Annotated in this window: 16 protein-coding genes; 6 read left to right on the top strand and 10 right to left on the bottom strand. The window is 71.8% G+C overall.

Features of this window, described 5'->3' with window-relative positions; all coding sequences use genetic code 11:
* Positions 1-8 precede the first annotated feature (8 nt).
* Complete coding sequence (locus ISU07_RS22440) at positions 9-710, top strand: VOC family protein (protein ID WP_194709087.1); 702 nt, start codon at positions 9-11, stop codon at positions 708-710.
* Here ISU07_RS22440 and ISU07_RS22435 read toward each other — a convergent pair.
* A complete protein-coding gene (locus ISU07_RS22435) occupies positions 679-1,515 on the bottom strand; it encodes an arylamine N-acetyltransferase family protein (RefSeq protein WP_194709086.1) in 837 nt (278 codons plus the stop codon). The two genes, ISU07_RS22440 and ISU07_RS22435, sit on opposite strands and share 32 nt — an antisense overlap.
* A 170-nt stretch (positions 1,516-1,685) precedes the next feature.
* Between ISU07_RS22435 and ISU07_RS22430 the strand changes: the two genes are divergently transcribed.
* Entirely contained in the window at positions 1,686-2,846 is a 1,161-nt protein-coding gene (locus ISU07_RS22430) for a hypothetical protein (protein ID WP_194709085.1), read from the top strand.
* Positions 2,847-2,873: 27 nt separating this feature from the next.
* Here the strand turns inward: ISU07_RS22430 and ISU07_RS22425 are convergent, their stop codons facing one another.
* Positions 2,874-4,196, bottom strand: a complete 1,323-nt coding sequence (locus ISU07_RS22425) for an HNH endonuclease (protein WP_194709084.1) — start codon at positions 4,194-4,196, stop codon at positions 2,874-2,876.
* 116 nt (positions 4,197-4,312) lie between these two features.
* On the opposite strand from ISU07_RS22425, the gene ISU07_RS22420 reads away from it, so the two are divergent.
* Positions 4,313-4,585 carry a DUF7218 family protein gene (locus tag ISU07_RS22420; RefSeq protein ID WP_194709083.1) on the top strand — a complete coding sequence of 91 codons (273 nt, stop codon included), beginning with the start codon at positions 4,313-4,315 and terminating at the stop codon, positions 4,583-4,585.
* Between the two features lie 3 nt (positions 4,586-4,588).
* On the opposite strand, the gene solA is transcribed toward ISU07_RS22420, so the two are convergent.
* From solA to ISU07_RS22390, 7 genes are read right to left on the bottom strand one after another with little or no spacing between them, the layout of a single operon-like run.
* Positions 4,589-5,755: an N-methyl-L-tryptophan oxidase gene (solA, locus tag ISU07_RS22415; protein WP_194709082.1), complete on the bottom strand. Its 1,167-nt coding sequence runs from the start codon at positions 5,753-5,755 to the stop codon at positions 4,589-4,591.
* Entirely contained in the window at positions 5,755-6,864 is a 1,110-nt protein-coding gene (locus ISU07_RS22410) for an aromatic ring-hydroxylating oxygenase subunit alpha (protein WP_194709081.1), read from the bottom strand. The genes solA and ISU07_RS22410 overlap by 1 nt, the downstream gene beginning before the upstream one ends.
* Positions 6,861-7,856, bottom strand: coding sequence for an ABC transporter ATP-binding protein (locus tag ISU07_RS22405; RefSeq protein WP_194709080.1), 996 nt, complete (start codon positions 7,854-7,856; stop codon positions 6,861-6,863). Before ISU07_RS22405 ends, ISU07_RS22410 begins: the two co-directional genes overlap by 4 nt.
* On the bottom strand, positions 7,853-8,821 hold the full coding sequence (locus ISU07_RS24340; RefSeq protein WP_323742766.1) for an ABC transporter ATP-binding protein: 969 nt from the start codon (positions 8,819-8,821) through the stop codon (positions 7,853-7,855). Before ISU07_RS24340 ends, ISU07_RS22405 begins: the two co-directional genes overlap by 4 nt.
* Positions 8,818-9,732 (bottom strand): ABC transporter permease, encoded by a 915-nt coding sequence (locus ISU07_RS24335; RefSeq protein WP_228522431.1) that lies wholly within the window; start codon positions 9,730-9,732, stop codon positions 8,818-8,820. The genes ISU07_RS24340 and ISU07_RS24335 overlap by 4 nt, the downstream gene beginning before the upstream one ends.
* On the bottom strand, positions 9,729-10,772 hold the full coding sequence (locus ISU07_RS22395) for an ABC transporter permease (RefSeq protein ID WP_323742765.1): 1,044 nt from the start codon (positions 10,770-10,772) through the stop codon (positions 9,729-9,731). The genes ISU07_RS24335 and ISU07_RS22395 overlap by 4 nt, the downstream gene beginning before the upstream one ends.
* Positions 10,769-12,718 (bottom strand): ABC transporter substrate-binding protein, encoded by a 1,950-nt coding sequence (locus tag ISU07_RS22390; protein ID WP_194709079.1) that lies wholly within the window; start codon positions 12,716-12,718, stop codon positions 10,769-10,771. The genes ISU07_RS22395 and ISU07_RS22390 overlap by 4 nt, the downstream gene beginning before the upstream one ends.
* On the opposite strand from ISU07_RS22390, the gene ISU07_RS22385 reads away from it, so the two are divergent.
* Positions 12,647-14,776 carry a prolyl oligopeptidase family serine peptidase gene (locus tag ISU07_RS22385; RefSeq protein WP_194709078.1) on the top strand — a complete coding sequence of 710 codons (2,130 nt, stop codon included), beginning with the start codon at positions 12,647-12,649 and terminating at the stop codon, positions 14,774-14,776. The genes ISU07_RS22390 and ISU07_RS22385 overlap by 72 nt on opposite strands.
* Here ISU07_RS22385 and ISU07_RS22380 read toward each other — a convergent pair.
* Entirely contained in the window at positions 14,754-15,422 is a 669-nt protein-coding gene (locus ISU07_RS22380; RefSeq protein ID WP_194709077.1) for a hypothetical protein, read from the bottom strand. The genes ISU07_RS22385 and ISU07_RS22380 overlap by 23 nt on opposite strands.
* Positions 15,423-15,634: 212 nt before the next feature.
* On the opposite strand from ISU07_RS22380, the gene ISU07_RS24985 reads away from it, so the two are divergent.
* Complete coding sequence (locus ISU07_RS24985) at positions 15,635-17,551, top strand: sensor histidine kinase (protein ID WP_323742764.1); 1,917 nt, start codon at positions 15,635-15,637, stop codon at positions 17,549-17,551.
* A complete protein-coding gene (locus tag ISU07_RS24325; protein ID WP_323742763.1) occupies positions 17,548-18,219 on the top strand; it encodes a response regulator transcription factor in 672 nt (223 codons plus the stop codon). The genes ISU07_RS24985 and ISU07_RS24325 overlap by 4 nt, the downstream gene beginning before the upstream one ends.
* Positions 18,220-18,314 lie beyond the last annotated feature (95 nt).

Raw genomic sequence — 18,314 nt, 5'->3', positions numbered from 1 at the left:
TGCGCCGGATGACGGCACAGCTCTGGGCCCTGACGTTCGACAGTCTCGACGCGCGCGCGTTGGCGACGTTCTGGGCCGGGATGCTCGGACGCGAGGTGGAGGCCGACGGTGCGTCGTACGAGCTGCCGTCGCCCGAGCCGGGTCAGCCCCGACTACGGTTCGTGCCGACGGGCGCGGTGAAGGCGGGGCCGAACCGCATCCACCTGCACCTGACCAGCACGTCGGAGACCGACTTCCGGGCGACCGTCGAGCGGGCGCTCACGCTCGGCGGGTCGCACCTCGACGTGGGCCAGCTGCCGGAGGAGGACCACGTGGTGCTCGCGGACCCCGAGGGCAACGAGCTGTGCGTGATCCCGCCCGACAACAAGTTCCTCGCGGGCACCGGGAAGCTCGGCGAGCTCGCGTGCGACGGTTCGCGCGCCGTCGGCGTCTTCTGGAGCGAGGCGCTGGGCTGGCCGCTCGTGTGGGACCAGGACGAGGAGACCGCGATCCAGTCCCCCGACGGCGGCACCAAGATCGCCTGGGGCGGGCCACCGCGCGCGCCGAAGTACGGCGAGCGCGACAGGTTGCGGCTCGAGGTCGCGGCCGACGACGACGAAGTCGAGCGGCTGGTCGGCCTGGGCGCCTCGCGGGTCGGCGCCGGGCAGCTGGCCGATCCGGACGGCAACGATGTCGACGTCAGGCCAGCGGCGGCAGTTCGCCGACCCTGAGGAGAAGGGCGGCGCGCTCGTCCGTCGACAGTCGCACGTCCAGCTCGTCCAGCCAGTCGGACAGCTCACCGTCGCGCAGCTCGCGGTGCTCGGTCGGGTGGCCGGGCCGCCGTACGGTCACCGTCTGGTGCGTCAGGGACACGTGCCGGCCGTCGAGATGCCTGGTGAGCATCAGCATCTTGCGGAAGTGGATCGGCGGGTAGGTGCTGGTGAAGTGGTGGCCGGTCGCCAGGTCGATGGGCGTCACAGGCAGCTCGTCGTGGGTGTGCATGAGCTCCCAGTGCTCGTTGCGCCACCGCTCCAAGGCCCAGCCGCGACCGCGGCCGACCGGCACCTCGCGCAGCCGGTACTCCCACCCGCCGTATCCGTCCTCGGCCCCGTCGACGAGCGGGATCGGCCGCAGCACGCTCATCCCGAAGCCGGGGTCGGCCAGCAGCTCCTCGCCGTCCAGGCGCACCAGCACGACGCAGTGCGTCCGAGCCGCGACGGTCGGGTCGCCGACGCGGCCGAGCCGTCGCTCGACGTCGTAGCCCTGTCGCTCGAGCACAGCGGCGAAGAGTGCGCCGTGCTCGAAGCAGTACCCACCCCGCCCGCGGCCGACGAACTTCTCCTGCACGGCCGACAGTGCGACGCCAGGGTGCTGGTCGAGGAGCACGTCGACGTTGTCGAACGTGAACGCCCGCACGTGCGCCTCATGGAGGGCGTCGAGCGCTGACCTAGACGGCGGCGCCGCAGGTACGCCGACCACGGCGAGGTAGGCGTCGAGGTCCAGCTCCTCGACCTGCCACGGGCTCGGGTCGGTCATGGCGAGATTCAACTCCATACCTCTCACCATCACAGCCCTGTGGATAGCCGTTCGCACGCCGGCGCGGCAGAGGCCACGGTTTTCCCATGCCCAGGTCACGCAAGCGCAGGATCCGTCAGAAGTCCCACTCCAGGCGTCGCCGGGTCGCGACTCTTCGTCCCGGGGAAGACATGACTCCCCTGCTCACCCACGAGGACCACGCGCTGATGCGCGCCGAGCTCGACGCGGGTGCCCGTGGTGACGCCTTGGCCGCCCTCAACCTCCACTGTGCGGGCTTGCAGGTGGAAGGCAGCCTCCGTCCCTACCAGCTGCGCGAGCTGGTGATCCTTGGCGACGACGCGCCGCCCTGGACCTACTCACGGTGGTGCCTCGACCTGGCCTACCACTGGATGCTGATCGAAGAGGATCCCCGGATCGATGACGCGGTGAAGCAGCTCATGCTGTGCTCGCACGTGGATGCCGCCACCGCTGGGCAAGACGATCCACTCGCGCTGCGCGAGCTCGGAACCCGCATCGCGGCGGGCGACCGTCTGTGCCAGGAGCTTGCCGTGTACGAGTACGGCGGGCTGTGGGACTTCCTCGATGTCAAGGCGGACCAGAGCCTGATCGAACGTTGCGACCAGATCGCCGACTGGTCGGTGCAGCCGATGGGTGGGTACGTCATCCAGGACGCGATCGGGCCGCGGCTGCGCACCGTGGACCTGCACACCGGTGACGAGCTCGACGTCCTCAACATCGGTGCGTTGACCAACCACGACCGGGGGGCGCCAGTGCTCGGCCGGCTCGGGCCGATCTCGTGCGAGCCGGGGCTGATGTTCCAGTGTCGCCCGATCTTGGTCGACCTCACGACGGCACAGGCCGTCGCCGACGGCGAAGGCCCGCAGAAGGACTGGCCGAGGTGGCTCCCGGCGGTGAGCGAGGGGTGCCAGGACGGCCGCCTCCCTTACGCCTTCTCGTGCGGTCGACCGACGCTCTACTCCAGCGACATCGTGCCGATGGACCCTCGGAGCGAGCCGGAGGTGGACGGTCACGAGCCTCCCGGCCGACTGCTGGAGCTTCGGGCTGCTGGTCTCGACGACTTCGTCGCGAACGGCGTGATGGTGGCCGAGTTAGCGCTCATCGCCGTACAGGTGTCAGGCGCGGATGCCGTCAGCGCCGTCGGCCCGCACCTCGCCAGCGTCATGGTCGAGCCGCGAGTCGTCGATGCCCTAAGGGTCCATTGCACCGCAGCCGAGCACGAGCACCACTGGGATGTGCTCGCCGCCGGCTCCATCGAGCCGATCCGAAGCCGATGCACCGAGTTGGCCAGGTTGTGCCGCCAGGCGGCGTGATCGACGCAATGCCGTGGGACCGGTCCTTCAGCTCGCCAGGATCAGGTCGAGCCGGATCGGCGTCTCCCGGATCATGGCCACGATCGCGGGCGCGCGGGACTGGTGGGTGTGCCCGGTCGGCGTGGTGGTCCCGATCTCGTGCGGACCGGGTCCCGGCGAGGGCCCGGCGCGCCAGCCCGGCGCCTGCTTGGCGTGGTTGCACGCCTCGCACAGTCCCTGGCCGTTGACGGCGCTCGTCGGGCCGCCGTGGGCGTGCTCCTCGGCATGGTCGGCGTGCCGGACCGGTGCGTCGCACCACGGGGTGCGGCAGGTCCGGTCGCGCAGGCGAATGAAGCGGCCGAGGGCTCCGGCGAAGGAGCGGGAACGCGAGTCCATGCTCACCAGCTCGCCGGTGGCGGGGCTCGTGTAGAGCCGCCGCACCGCGAGCCGCTCCTCACGGGTGCACGCGCCGGCGATGATCTCGCGCGCCAGCTCGGCAGGGATCGGGCCGTAGCTCTCGACGTATGCAGGCTCGTCGCTGGTGCCGAAGAGCGCCTGGTCGGTCATCACCAGGCCGAGCGAGACCGGCACCGGAACGTCGTGGGTTTCGTCCGCCTCGGGGTCCGCCGCTCCGGCCAGCACGGATCGGACGAGCGTGTCGGCCATGACCTGGCCCTTGGTCCGCCGGTCGCCGGCAGCCCGGGCGGATGCAGCCGAGCCGGTCAAGGCGGCGTACGCGCCGACTCCGACCTTCACGGGAAGGAGGGCAGTCAGCCAGACCATCGCGTCGGGAGCAGGTCGGATCGTGACGCGTCGGTCGGCCTCCGCGTGGCGGCGGCGGGCGACGTAGGACTCGGGGTCGAGCAGGTAGGCGGCCTTCTGGCACGCGGCGGCCAGCTGACGGTCGCCCATCTCCTCCAGCCGGTCCTGGTCGGAGGCAACGACCTCGTCGACCTGCAGGCGGTCCTCTTGGGAGAGGAAGACGGTCTCCCGCGCGACCAGGGTCGCCTTCCACTCGGTGATCCGCCCGGCTCGCCACGCCGCCCAGGTGTGCGGCAGCTCGGCGGCGACCACCTTCGCCAGCCCGAGGTGACGCTGCCCGCGGTGGTGGGACTCCCGGCGCGCGAGCGCGACCTGCGCGGCCACGCCGCGACCCTGCTGGGTCACCGGCACGCCCGCCGCCTGCTGCTCGGCTCGCTGCGACTCGTCCAGCTCGGCACTGAGCGCCGCCTGGGCGGCACTGACCACGCAGCCCAGCTCCTCCAGCGCCCGGATCGCGTCCACGCGACCGGCGTCGTCCAGTCCGCTCGGCGACTGCAGCACGGCCGCCAGCCCGGCCGTGGCCCGAGAGACGGCAGCGATGTCGAACATGCGTTCGAGGATACGCAGAAACTCGACGACCGCCACCCCGTGCCGACCAGCTGTGGAAAGCCGGCAGAACCCCTGCGGGTGAAGCAACGACACTGGTCGCGCGTGACGCTGGGGACATGCCCGCACGCAAGAACCACGGCGCCAGCATCGGCGACGACGAGGTGTACGAGAAGGTGCGCGACCAGGGGGCCAGCAAGGAGAAGGCCGCGCGGATCGCCAACGCGGCGGCCAACACGTCGCGCAGCCAGGTCGGCCGCAAGGGAGGGGAGGCGGCCTCGTACGACGACTGGTCCGTCGCCCAGCTCCGCAAGCGAGCCGCCGAGCTCGAGATCCCTGGCAGGTCGTCGATGAAGCGCGCCCAGCTCATCCGGGCGCTTCGGAACGGATAGGCGTCAGACCAGCCAGTGCGTCTGGTACGCCGGGTCGGTCAGCGCCGCCCTGTCGAGCCGGAACGCCGATATGTCGGAGATTGACGTGCCCGATGTCGCGAGGTCGGCGAGGATCCGCCCGAACGTCGGAGCGAACTTGAACGCGTGCGCCGCCCCGAGCCCGACCGACACCGCCTCGTGGCCGGGCACGCTGGCGAGCACGAGGTCGCGGTCGGGGGTGAGGGTGTACTGGCAACGGATCGAGCGCACCGGGTCACCCGACTCCGGCAGCAACCTCCGCATGAACGACGCCATCCGCTCGAGCATCTCGGGGTCGGGATCCGTCGTCCGCGAGAGCGGGTCGGAGGTGTCGATCACCGGGCCCCCGCAGTCCTGGGCGGCCTTCACGGTCGGTTCGCCGTAGCAGGGGAACCCGTAGAACGACGGGTCGTCCATCCAGATCCACAGCGGTAGGTGGTGCGGCGCGAAGCTGCCGGGCCGCGACGGGGCGAAGTACGTCGCTTGCTCCAGCGTGGTCTCGAGCGGCAGCCGGACGTCGATGCCGGCCAGCACCTCGTTGGTCCAGGCGTCCGCGCACACCACCACCCGGTCGGCGGTGAGCCTGGCACCCTCCAGCTCCACCTCGACCCGGCCACCACTGTCGGACAGCGCCAGCACCTGCGTCGACCCGCGCAGCTCGGCACCGGCGGCGACGGCCAGCTTCTGCATCAGCGCCGTCGTCCGGGCGGCGGGCACGATGGCGCCGCGCTCCTGGTAGAGCCCGACGGTCCCGCTCGGCAGCGAGAACTGCGGCCAACGGCGGCCGATCTCGGCCACGTCGAGCAGCTCGAACGGGATACCGACGTCGGTCAGTGACAAGGTGTAGTCGACCATCGCGATCGCCGGGTCGGGCGGGAAGAGGTCGAGCCCGCCGGTCACGGTGACCAGCTGCTCGCCCGACCAGCGCTCGAGCGCGGCCCAGTCGGCGTACGCCTCCTGGGTCAGCCGCACGTACGCCGGGGTGTGGTAGCTGTGCCGCAGGATCCGGCTCGAGTCGTGGGAGGCGCCGCGCCGGTGGCCGAGCTCGAACCGCTCCAGCCCCAGCACCCGTTTCCCGCGGCGTGCCAGGTGCATGGCGGCCGACGATCCGAGCGCGCCGAGGCCGACCACCACGACGTCGTAGGACTCCATCACAGCCCCAGTCGGGGCAGCAGCCAGCGCCGGATGTCCGCGCTGTCGTCCTCCATCGGCGCGAACCAGCCGTGCGTGTAGGCCCGCGACGACATCCCCCGTTGCACCGACTCGCAGATCGCCCAGTCCTGCTTGTTGACCAGGTCCCAGAAGTCAGCTGCGTCGGACGGGTCGAAGTCCGCGGCCGACACCGCGGACGGGTGGAACAGCAGCGAGCAGTCGATGCGCGTGCGGTCCACGGCGACCGGTCGCAGGACGAACGCCGCCACGTGGTCGGCGGAGCACGACAGCATCAGGTTCGGGTACACGAGCTCGCCCTTGTGCCGCACCTTCTCCGCGTCCGACAGTCCGGGCAGCGGCGAGCGGTTCGTGGTGCCGGTCATCGTGAACGTCCACGCCCCCTCGCGGTGCGGGATCCCGTCGTCCCACTCCAGCCCGAGCCCACCACCACCGAACGCCGGAACCAACCGCGTGAGCTCCGGATGGACGGGCCCGCAGTGGTAGCACTCGTTGTAGTTCTCCGCGATCACCTTCCAGTTGGCCGCCACGTCGTACGACAGCGTGCGCCCGGTCACCAGCGACCCCATGCCGTAGTTGGCCAGGTTCGTCGCAGCGTTGGCGACACCGTCCGCGAACGGCTCCGCCGAGGAGGGGGTCAGGTGCACGAACACGTACCCCGCCCACTCCTCCACCCCGACCGGGTGCAGCGAGAAGTCGTCGGGGTCGACATCGACGCCGTCGGTGTGCGGGGCCTTGAGGAGCCGGCCGGCCAGCGAGTAGGTCCACGAGTGGTACGGGCAGCGCAGGGCCCCCGCCGCCGAGCAGATGGGCTGGTCACCACCCGGGGCACCCGCCTCGCGCGGGACCAGCTGCGACCCGCGGTGGCGGCAGACGTTGTACGCCGCGTGCAGGCCGTCGCCGTCCCGCGTGACCACCACGGACTCGCCCGCCACGTCGACCACCGCGAGCCGTCCTGCACTGTCGAGCCCCAGGTCGGCGGTACGGCCGACGCACGCCCACGAGGAGAACAGGACCCGCTCTCGCTCGGTCACCCACGCCGCCTCGTCGACGTACATCTCCCGCGGCAGCGCCGCCTGCAGCCCGGTCACGAGGCCGCGCCCTGTCGAGCCGCCACCAGGTGGCAGGCGGTGTGGTGTCCCTCCCCCGCGGGCAGGATCGGTAGCGCCGTGCCCCGACAGGCATCCGCCACCGCGGCCGCCGAACCGTCGGCCAGCGCCGGGCAGCGTGGGTGGAACCGGCAGCCGTGCGGGATCCGCGTCGGGTCGGGCACCTCGCCGGTGAGCACGACCGGGTCCATGTGGTCGATCTCGGGGACGACCGACAGCAACGCTCGCGTGTACGGGTGCTGCGGGTCGCGCAGGACGTCCTCGGTGGGGCCGGCCTCGACGACGCGGCCGAGGTACATCACCGCGATCCGGTCGGCGATGTTCCAGGCCAGCCCGAGGTCGTGGGTCACGACGAGCACGCCGAGCCCGAGGGTGTCGCGCAGGTGCAGGATCAGCGCGAGGATCTCGCCCCGGATCGAGGCGTCCAGCGAGGAGACCGGCTCGTCGGCGACCAGCAGCTGCGGGTTCATCGCCAGGGCACCGGCGATCAGGACTCGCTGCCGCTGCCCCCCGGACAGCTCGTGCGGGTACCTCAGGAACAGCCGCTCCGGCGGCCGCAGCCCGGCCGACGACAGCGCCTCGGCCACCAAGTCGGTCTCGGTCCGGCCCGTGGCACTGTCGAGCCGGTGCAGCCGGATGCCCTCGGCCACCGACTCGTACACCGTGTGCCGCGGGTTCAGGGCGCCGGCAGGGTCCTGGAGCACGAGCTGCACGCGCCGCCGGAACGCCCGCAGCCCTCTCGCCGAACGGTCGAGCGACGCACCGTCGAGCAGTACGTCGCCCGCGGACGGTCGCTCCAGCCCCAGCAGGGCTCGGGCCAGCGTCGTCTTCCCCGAGCCGGACTCCCCCACCAGCGCGACGATCTCGCCCGTGCGGACCGACAGGTCGACACCGTCGACGGCACGAGCGAGCGGACCGCCGCGGGACCCGAACGTCACGCTCAGGCCGCGCGCCTCCAGCACGGTGTCGGTCATCGGCCCTCCACCAGCAGGCACGCGGCCGCGCGTCCTGCACTGTCGGATCGCAGCTGCGGGTCGGTCGTCTCGCACGCGCCGAACCGCTTCGGGCAGCGCGGGTGGAACGAGCAACCCGTCGGCAGGTCAGCAGGGTCGGGCGGGTCGCCGGGGAGACCGGACGGCGCGTACCTCGCCGCCATGTCGCCGATGTGCGGGAACGACGCGGCCAGCGCCGCGGCGTACGGGTGCAGCGGGTCGGTGAAGACCTTGCCCGCGGGGCCCTGCTCGACGACGCGGCCGGCGTACATCACCGCGATCCGGTCGCAGAGGTCGGCCAGCACCGACAGGTCGTGGCTGATCATCACCAGCCCGACGTCGAACTCGCGGACCAGGTCGCGCAGCACGCCGAGCACCTGCGCCTGCACCATCACGTCGAGCGCCGTCGTCGGCTCGTCGGCGACGATCAGCCGGGGCCCGCAGGCCAGCGCCATCGCGATCATCACCCGTTGCCGCTGGCCACCCGAGAGCTGGTGCGGGTAGGCCCGGGCGCGCGCCGCGGGCAGGCCGACCTGCTCGAGCAGCTCACCCACCCGCCGGGCCACCGCACTGTCGGACAGCGACTCCTCGTGCAGCCGGATCGGCTCGGCGATCTGGGCGCCGACGCGCTGCACCGGGTTCAGCGAGTGCAGGGCGCCCTGGAAGACCATCGACGCGCCGGCCCAGCGCAGCGCGCGCAGGTCGCCCCAGCGCATCGTCTGGACGTCCTCGCCCTCGAACAGCACCCGGCCGGTCACCTTCGCCGACGGCGGCTGCAGCCGCAGGATCGTCGCCGCCAGCGTCGACTTGCCACATCCCGACTCCCCCGCGATGCCCACCACCTCGCCGGCGGCGACGGACAGCGAGACGCCGCGGACGGCTGGTACGTCGCCCCCGCTGGTGCGGTAGGTCACCGAGACGTCCTCGAACTCCAGGAGACCGCTCACCGGCGCTCCCCCAGCCTCGGGTTGAGGACCTCCTCGAGCGCCTGCCCGACGAGGGTGAAGCAGAGCACGACGAGGACGACGCAGACGCCCGGCGGCACGATGAACCACCAGGCGCCGGTCGTGATCGCGCCCACCCCGAACGCCTGGTCGAGCATGGTGCCCCACGAGACGCGGGTCGGGTCGCCGAGGCCGAGGAAGCTCAGCGTCGTCTCGGTCAGGATCGCGATCGCCACCGTCAGCGTGGTGTTCGCGAACACCATCGGCATCACGTTCGGCAGGATGTGCCGCCGGATCTGGTGCGTCGAGCCGGCGCCGAGCACGCGGGCCCGCTCGAGGTACGGTCGCTCGCGGATCGTCAGCGTCTGGCTGCGGATGAGCAGCGCGGTGCCCGGCCACGAGGTCACGCCGATCACGATGACGATGTTCAGCAGCGACCGGCCGAGCACGGTCGCCATCACGATCGCCAGCGGCAGGAAAGGGATCACCAGGAACCACTCGGTGAGCCGGAACAGGATCGCCCCGGTCCAGCCGCCGAAGTACCCCGACGTGATGCCGATGATCGTCCCGATCACCATCGAGATCAGGGTGGCCATCAGGCCGACGAACAGCGAGATCCGCGACCCCCAGATCAGCAGCGTCAGCACCGAGCGGCCCTTGTCGTCGGTGCCCAGCCAGAACTCGCCGGACGGCTTCTCCAGCACCCCGCCCGTGGCCTTGGTGACCTCGAGGCCCTCGGCCGGCGCCAGCAGCGGGGCGAGCAGCGCGACGAGCACGAAGACCGTCAGGACGGTCAGGCCGATCATCCCGGCACGGTGCGATCGGAACGTCGTCCATCCGCGCCGCCAGGCCTCGCGCCGCCGGCGGCGGGCCAGGGCCCGTGCCGACACCGGTGCCGCCGTGGTCGCGCTCATGTGCGCACCCGCGGGTCGAGCAGGCCGTAGAGCAGGTTGGCCACCAGGTTCGCGATGATCACGCCCGCCGACGCGACCAGGAAGGTGCCCTGCAGCACCCAGTAGTCGGGCACCGACAGCGCCTCGGTCGCGAGCAGGCCCAGCCCGGGTATCGAGAACACCGTCTCCACGGTGATCGCCCCGGACACCACGAACCCGATGTTCAGCGCCACCAGCGTCGTGGTCGGCAGCAGCGCGTTGCGTACGGCGTGGCGGTCGCGCACCTGGGAGTCGCGCAGGCCCTTGGCACGCGCGGTCGTCAGGTAGTCCTCGCCGATCTCGTCGAGCAGCGAGGACCGCATGATCAGCGAGTAGTCGGCCAGGTACGCCAGCGTCAGCGTCACCACCGGCAGGGTCAGGTGCCGGATGGTGTCGAAGACGCCGGCCACCGAGCTCGGGTCGACGTCGACGGAGTGCAGGCCGCCGGTGGGGAACCAGCCGGGGATCGGCCCGAGCCCGACCGCGAAGACGGCGATCAGCAGCAGGCCCAGCCACCACTCGGGCATCGCGTACAGCGTCAGGGAGGTGCCGGTCGAGATGTTGTCGAAGGCCCCGCCCCGCTTCCAGGCCCCCCGGATGCCCAGCCAGACCCCGATCAGGATGGCGAAGACTGTCGAGCTGCCCACCAGCAGCAGCGTCGGCCACATCCGGTCGAGCAGCAGGTCGCTCACCGGGACGCGGTACCTCAGGGAGATCCCGAAGTCGCCGGTCAGCGTGTTCTTCAGGAACGTCACGAACTGCTGCGGCAGCGCCTGGTCCAGCCCGTAGGTGCGGTTGAACTCCTCGAGCTGCTCCGGGGTGCTGAACCGGCCGCGGCCCAGGGTGCGGGCCGGGTCGCCGGGCAGCACGCGGAACAGGAAGAAGCTGACGACCAGCATGAACGCCAGGCTGCCGAGCGCCCCGAGGCAGCGCCCCGCGACGTACCGGCCGATGCTCCCGCTCCGGGCGGCCCCGGTCGCCCCGAGGTCGGCGGCCTCCTGCTGGGTGGCGAGTACCGTCACTCGCGGTCGTCCGCCGTCGCGCGTCGCCGCACCAGCGCGATCCCGCCGACCACGACGGCCAGGCCGGCGAGCACGCCGACGCCGATCATGGCGCCGCTCCCGCCGCCGTCGTCGCTGCCCTTGGTCCCCGGCGTACCTCCGTTGCCCGAGCTGTCGACCGCGCCCACCGCGTCCGGCAGACCGTCGCAGTCGCCCGCGTCCGCCGCCGGCCGCAGGTTGAGGTAGTTCTGCGAGCCGTACTGGATCAGCCAGATGCCGCCCGGGTCGGGCTGCGGCTGGAAGCACGCGAACCGGTCGCTGCGGAACGCCTCACCGATGGAGGAGTACGCCGTCACCAGGTACGGCGCGTCGTCGTACAGCAGCGCCTGCATCTGCTTGACGTCGTCGGCCCGCTTCGCGTCGTCCATCTCCACGTGCTGGGACTGGTAGAGCTCGTCGTAGGCGTCGTTGCAGTACCAGGAGTCCGACCAGTTCCCGCGCTGCCCGCAGGTCAGGTAGCTCAGCATCGAGTCCGGGTCCGGCTCGACGTACCAGCCCCACTCGAACGTGTCGAACGTGCCCTCGAGGATGACGTCGGTCAGTTTGCTGGACTCGTAGGTCTCCACCTTCGAGTCGATGTCGAGGTCGGCCAGCCACTCCTTGAAGTAGTTCATGACGTCCAGCGACGTCTCGGAGTCGCTGCGCGCGGCCAGTCGCAGGGTGCCGATCGGCGACCCGTCCGGCATGGTGCGCTTGCCGTCCGACCCCACGACGTACCCCGCCTCGTCGAGCAGCTGGGCCGCCTTCTCGGGGTTGTAGGCGAACGCGTCGGGGTCGTCGCTGGTCCACTGGTACTCCGGGTACGCCGGCGGGATGATCGTCGCCCCCGGCTGGCCCGCGCCCTGGTAGACCGTGCGGATCAGCTGGTCCCGGTCGATCGCGAAGTTCAGCGCGAACCGGAACTTCGGGTCCAACACGGCCGGGTTCGGGTCGCCGATCGGCTTGCCGGTGTCGAGGTCGACCGAGCCGGTGTTGAAGGCGATCTCGTCGAAGCCCGGCGAGTCGCCGTTCTGGGCGGTGATGCCCTCCTTGCCCTGGAGCGACTTGACCTGGAGCGCCGAGATGCCCTCGACGAAGTCGACCTCGCCCTTGACCAGCGCCTGCACCGCCGGGTCCTCGCTCTTGTAGACGCGATAGACGACCTCGTCGACGTGCGGCGCACCCTTCCAGTAGTCGGGGTTGGCCTCGAAGCGGTACGTCGAGCCGCCGGCGGTGCCCTCGACCAGCCGGAACGGCCCGGACCCGACGACGGTGCCGTCCTTCGGCTCGTTGGCGTAGCTCTTGACCGCCTTCTCCGACACGTCCTTCCAGACGTGCTCGGGGACGATCGGGATCGGCAGCAGCGGCAGGACGGCGTTCGGCTTCTTCAGGGTCAGCACGACCGTCGTGTCGTCGGTGGCCTCGATCTTCTGGACGCCGACCAGGTACGACGACCAGGTCGCGGCCTCGGGACCGCCGTCGAGCACGCGGTTGTAGGTGTAGGCGACGTCGTTCGCGGTCAGCGGCTCGCCGTCGGACCACGTGACGTCGTCGCGCATGTGGAAGGTCCAGGTGAGGCCGTCGTCGGAGGTGTCCCACTCCGTCGCCAGGGCCGGGGTCGGCGACATGTCCTTCATCGAGTAGCCGATGAGGTAGTCGTACATCAGCGCCCACATCTCGAACGACGTGGCCTCGATGCCCAGGAACGGGTTGAACGAGTCGACCTCGTTGGTCAGCGCGACGGTGAAGGTGCCCCCGTCGGCCGCGTTCGCGGGTGCCGGCTGCAGAGCAGCCGCCGGCAGCAGCGCGGTCGCGACCAGTGCCAGCGCCGCCAGGAGGCGGGTACGTTGCCGCCCGTGCCCACTCCTGACCCGGCTCCGGACGGCCCGCCCGTCGCCCGACGTACCCCGCACGAGCACGTCGCGCACGGAGTCGCCCGGCCCGACCCTTACTTCTGGATGTCCGACGCCGACCCGGAGGAGCACCCGGAGCTGATGGCCCACCTGACGGCCGAGCGCGAGTGGTACGACGTGTCGACGGCTCATCTGGACTCCCTGTCCTTGCGGCTGCGCTCCGAGATGGAGGCGCGGGTGCCCGAGCAGCAGCGGTCGAGCACCTGGTCTCGGATGCGCTTTTCCTACTACACCGAGACCGCTAAAAACAGGGACTACCCGGTGATCTGGCGAGAAAGTCGTCACGATCCGGCCACATCCGCCACGAAATCCGTGGCTGAGGTGGTCCTGGACGTGAACTCGCTCGACGTCGGCACCGGCTACCTCGACCTCGGACTGTCGATCGTCTCCCCCGACGAGGACCTGCTGGCCTACACGATCGACACCGCCGGCGACGAGCGGTTCACGCTGCGCTTCCGCGACCTGCGCACGGGCGAGGACCTGCCGGACGTCGTGGAGAACGTCGGGTACTCCGGCGCCTGGGCCGGCCGCCGGCCCGGCGGGTCACCGACCTTCCTCTACACCGTGCCCGACGACGCCTGGCGCAGCGAGCGGATCCGGGCCCACCGGCTCGGCACGACTGTCGAGGAGGACCGCGACGTCCTCGTCGAGGAGGACCGCCGCTTCGAGGTCACCGTCCGGCTGACCCGCAGCCAGCAGGCGATCGTCGTGCACAGCGAGAGCCGGGAGACCAGTGAGTGCTGGTACGTCGACCCGGACGACCCCGACCTCGTCCCCCGCTCGCTCGGCGGTCGCCGCGACGGGGTCATCTACTCGGTCGAGCACCAGCGCGACGGCGACTTCCTGCTGGTCACCAACGACGACGCCGTCGAGTTCCGGCTGGTGAGCTGCGCGGCGCCCGGCGAGCCGTGGGTCGAGGCCCGTCCCGAGGAGCCGACCGAGCGGCTGGACCGGGTCGACGCGTTCGCCGGGCACGTCGTCGCGTCCTACCGTCACGCCGGGGACAACACCCTGCGCATCCTGGACGCCGGCGACCTCGCCGGGCCCGGCCGGGTGCTCACCACCCGCTTCCCCGGCGGCGAGCTCTGGCTGGGCCGCAACACCTGGTACGACGCCACGTCGGTCGCCGTCACCGACCAGTCGCTCACCGAGCCGCTCGTCCACGCCACTGTCGAGCTCGCCGCCGGCACCGTGGCCGACCACCACCGTGACGACGCCCCGGGCCACGACCCCGCGGCGTACGTCACCGAGGTCCGCACCTTCCCCTCCCCCGACGGCACGGCGGTGCCGGCCACGATCGTGCGGCACCGCGACACCCCGCTGGACGGGACGGCGCCGGCGCTGCTGTTCGGGTACGGCGCCTACGAGTACGCCTGGGAGCGCGAGTGGGAGGAACCGCTGCCGTCGTTCCTCGACCGCGGCGTGGTGTTCGTGCGCACCCACATCCGCGGCGGCGGCGAGGGCGGCCGGCGCTGGTGGCTCGACGGGCGGCTGCACACCAAGCAGCACACGTTCGACGACCACATCGCGGTGGCCGACGGGCTGGCCGCCGGCGGCCTGGTCGACCCGACCCGCATCGTCAGCCGCGGCCTGAGCGCCGGCGGTCTCCTGCAGGGCGCGGTCTTCACCCAGCGCCCCGACCGCTGGTGCGCGGTGGTGGCCGAGGTGCCGTTCGTCGACGTGATCACCTCGATGTCGGACGAGACCATCCCGCTCACCGTCAACGAGTGGGAGGAGTGGGGCGACCCCCGCGACCGCGACGACTTCGACGCGATGCTCGCCTACTCGCCGTACGACAACCCGGCACCGGTCGGCGTACGCCCGGACCTCCTCGTGACCGGCGCCGTGCACGACACCCGCGTGCTGGTCCGCGAGCCGGCCAAGTGGGTCGCGATGCTGCGCGACACCGACCCCGAGTGGGCGCGGAAGCCGTTGGGCTGCCTGTTCCGCGCCGAGACCGGCACCGGCTCCCACGTCGGCCCGAGCGGTCGCCTGGACCACCTCAGGTACGAGGCCGACGTCGCCGCCTGGATCCTGGACCGACTGGGGGTCACCGGGACGGGGCCGTCCTGAGGAGCTCACGACCGACCAGCACCATGCCCACGGCCATCAGGTTCCAGGCGACGAAGTCGACCTGCGGGCTGCCCAGGACGACGGTCGCGGTGAAGTGGAGGGGCTGCGACACGGCGACGGCCCACGCCGCCCAGGCCGGGACGCCTCGGGAGCGCCACAGGGCCAGGCCCAGCAGCACCGTGCCGACGACATGACCGACCACGAAGACACCGAGCGCGACGTCCACCGAGGGGTGGGCGGCGCGCGCGAGAGCCACCGAGTCGGACACGGAGAGACCGGCGTCGTGCGCGCTCCAGAGGAGGTGGTCGCTGGCTGCGAACGTGCCCATGGAGAGGTAGCCGGGCACCGACAGGGCCAGCGCCCAGGCCGTCAGACGGGGTGCACCGCGCTGGCACACGCGCGCGGCCGCGATCACCCCTGGTACGAGCGTGAGCACGCCGATGTAGGTGAGCCAGATGACCGCGCTCTGTCGAGCGGGATGGGCCTCGACGGCGGCCACCATCGCCGAGGTGTCGCTCGCGGTGTAGTAGGGCAGCACGAGGCGCAGCACGGCGATCGCCGCCGGTCCGACCGGCAGGAGGAGCACGACGGCCCAGGTCGTCCACGACGTGCCTCGCACCGTCGTCGGTGCCAGCGTGGCGGTCACGACCGCGTCTCCGTCGTGGGGCGCGCGTTCCTGTTGGTCATGGGGCGTCTCCTCTCGCGTGGTGGTCCCACCACCCTGCGAGAGCCGCCGCCCCAAGGGGCAGAGCAGGCATCCCTGGCCGCCCGGGACGTTGCCCGACACGACGGGAGTCTTTCCCGGGTCCCGAACCGTGCGACGGCAGTAGCCTCGGGACGGCCGAAGGAGGGCTGCCCGTGCGCAAGGTGATCGCCGCCTCGTGCGGCGTCGGTGCCCTCCTCCTGGCTGTGGGGGCGGCACTGGGGACGGCCGCCGTGGGCTGGTCGTTCGGGGACGCCGTCGAGGCGTTCGTCGTCAGCAACGTGGTGATCGGGGTCGGCTTCGCTCTGTGCGGGACGCTCATCGCGTGGCACCGGCCGTCCTCGTCGCTGGGATGGATGTACGCCGGGGGCGGCGCGTGCCAGGCTCTCTCCGCCTTCGCGGCCCCGCTGTCCCAGCTCCTGGCCGACCGCGCGGCACCCGAGTGGTCGGTCCGACTGGCCGAGACGGCGTTCCAGTGGGCGTGGCCGATCAACATCGCCCTGATCCCCCTGTCGCTCCTGCTGCTCCCGGACGGCCGGCTCCCTTCACCGCGGTGGCGTCCGGTGATGCTCCTGCTGGCGGGGACCGCCCCCTTGTTCGTGCTCGAGGTCGGACTGGGACCGGGCGGCCCGGCGGGACTCCCCGGACCGTTCCTCACGCTCCCACCGAGCACCTACGACGCGCTCGGCTGGCTGTGGGCCGTCAGCGAGGCCCGCTGGGTGCTGTCCGTGGTCGTCGGGCTCGTGTGCCTGGCGCTGCGCTACCGCCGCGGCGACGACGTGGTGCGCAGGCAGCTGCTGTGGCTGGTCGCCGCTGCGGCCGTGATCCTCGTGGCCGTCACCCCGTGGGCGCTGGTCTCCGGGACGCCCTTGGTCGTCCTGTTCACGTTGCCGCTGCTGCCGGCGGCCGTCGCCACGGGGGTGTTGCGACACCAGCTGCTGGACATCAGGGTGGTGCTGGCCCGCGGGCTCGCCTACGCGCTGCTCTCGGCCCTCGTCCTCGCCGGGTACGCCGCGCTGGTCGTGGTCCTGTCCGGAGTGACGTCGGCGCTCCTGGTGGCGCTGCTGGCACTCCCCCTCCGCAGCCGGCTGCAACAGGCGGTCGACCGCCTGCTGTACGGCGAGCGCGGCAACCCGGTCAAGGTCGCCTCGCTGGTGGGACGGTCGCTCGGGTCAGGGCTGCCCGAGACGCTCGAGGAGGTCAGGCGGGCTCTGCGGCTGCCGTACGTCGGGCTCGTCGTCGACGCCGTACCCCTCGCGTCAGCCGGGAAGCTGACCGGACCCGCCGCGGAGCTGCCCCTCGCCGACGGGACCTTGCTCGTCGGGCTCCGTGCGGGCGAGCGACGCCTCGCACCGGCCGACGAGCGCGTGCTGGCGCTGCTGTCCGGGCCGTTGTCGACCGCGGTGCGCGCCACGGGGCTCCTCGCGGAGCTCCAGGTCTCGCGCGAGCGACTGGTCATGGCGCAGGCGGACGAGCGAAGGCGCCTGCGACGCGAGCTGCACGACGGCCTCGGTCCGTTGCTCACCGGTGTCGCGCTCTCGGCCGACACCGCATGGAACCTCGCCGGGGACGACTCACCGACCGGGTTGCGGGAGAAGCTGACGGGCCTTCGTGCCGACACGCGCACGGCGATCACCGAGGTCCGTCGCATCGTCGACGGGCTGGGTTCCCCGGCGCTCGACGAGCTCGGGCTGGGAGAGGCGGTGCGGATCCGGGCGGCCCAGACCACGCGCCGCGCGGACGGTGCCCCGTTGCGGGTCACGGTCGACGCCGGCGAGCTCCCCGAGCTGTCGCCGGCAGTGAGCCAGGCCGCGTACCGCATCCTCACCGAGGCGTTGACGAACGTCGTCCGGCACTCCTCGGGCAGCTCCGTCCAGGTCCGCCTCGGTGTGGGGCAGGGGGCGCTGCGGTGCGAGGTCGTCGACGACGGCGTGTCCCGTGGGCCTTGGCGACCGGGGGTGGGGATCGCCGGCATGCGCGAGCGGGTCGCCGAGCTGGGAGGTGCCTGCGAGGCCGGACCGGGGCCACGAGGTGGCACGGTGCGCTTCTGCGTCCCCCTGGAGTCCGCGTGAGCGCCGTCCGCGTGCTCGTGGCCGACGACCACCCGGTCGTCCGGTCGGGCCTGGTCGGGGTGCTCTCCTCCCTCGACGGCTTCGACGTCGTCGCCGTCGCGGCCGACGGGGCCGAGGCGGTCCGAGAAGCCGTCCTGCACCGTCCGCACGTCGCCCTCATGGACCTGCACATGCCGGGCACCGACGGCTTCACCGCGATCCGTGAGCTGGCCAGGGTGGCGCCGGACGTCCGCGTCTGCGTGCTGACGATGTACGACGACGACGACTCGCTCTTCGCCGCCCTGCGAGCCGGCGCCCACGGCTACCTGCTCAAGGGCGCCGAGCAGGACGAGATCGCACGTGCCGTGCGGGCGATCGCCGCCGGAGAGGCCATCTTCGGACCCCGTATCGCCACCAGGGTCCTCAGCCAGCTGCACGGCTCACCCGTCACCGCCGAGGCGCCGTTTCCCGAGCTGACCGCACGCGAGCGCGAGATCCTGGACCTGCTCGCGGCGAGCAACACCATCGCGGCCATCGCACACCGGCTCGGCCTCAGTCCGAAGACGGTGAGCAACAACGTCACCAACATCCTGACCAAGCTGCAGGTCGGCGACCGCGCCCAGGCAGCCATCCTCGCTCGGGACGCCGGGTTGGGGCGGGACCGGCCGAGGCCGACCGACGAGCGCTAGGTGTTCTAACCACGGACGTTAGGCACGGCGTTTCTGCTTGGCGATGACGAAGACCTCCGAGTGAGGTGTGGAGCTACCACGCAAACCACTCCTCA

This window comes from Nocardioides islandensis (assembly GCF_015352455.1).
GTDB lineage: Bacteria > Actinomycetota > Actinomycetes > Propionibacteriales > Nocardioidaceae > Nocardioides > Nocardioides islandensis.
Note: the sequence above shows the minus strand (reverse complement) of the source record. Positions and strands in the feature narration are given on the sequence as shown.

Coding starts and splice junctions, on each gene's coding strand:
- ISU07_RS22440 (WP_194709087.1), top strand. CDS start 9: ATGACGGCACAGCTCTGGGCCCTGACGTTCGACAGTCTCGACGCGCGC.
- ISU07_RS22430 (WP_194709085.1), top strand. CDS start 1,686: ATGACTCCCCTGCTCACCCACGAGGACCACGCGCTGATGCGCGCCGAG.
- ISU07_RS22425 (WP_194709084.1), bottom strand. CDS start 4,196: ATGTTCGACATCGCTGCCGTCTCTCGGGCCACGGCCGGGCTGGCGGCC.
- ISU07_RS22405 (WP_194709080.1), bottom strand. CDS start 7,856: ATGACCGACACCGTGCTGGAGGCGCGCGGCCTGAGCGTGACGTTCGGG.
- solA (WP_194709082.1), bottom strand. CDS start 5,755: ATGGAGTCCTACGACGTCGTGGTGGTCGGCCTCGGCGCGCTCGGATCG.
- ISU07_RS22435 (WP_194709086.1), bottom strand. CDS start 1,515: ATGACCGACCCGAGCCCGTGGCAGGTCGAGGAGCTGGACCTCGACGCC.
- ISU07_RS22420 (WP_194709083.1), top strand. CDS start 4,313: ATGCCCGCACGCAAGAACCACGGCGCCAGCATCGGCGACGACGAGGTG.
- ISU07_RS24335 (WP_228522431.1), bottom strand. CDS start 9,732: ATGAGCGCGACCACGGCGGCACCGGTGTCGGCACGGGCCCTGGCCCGC.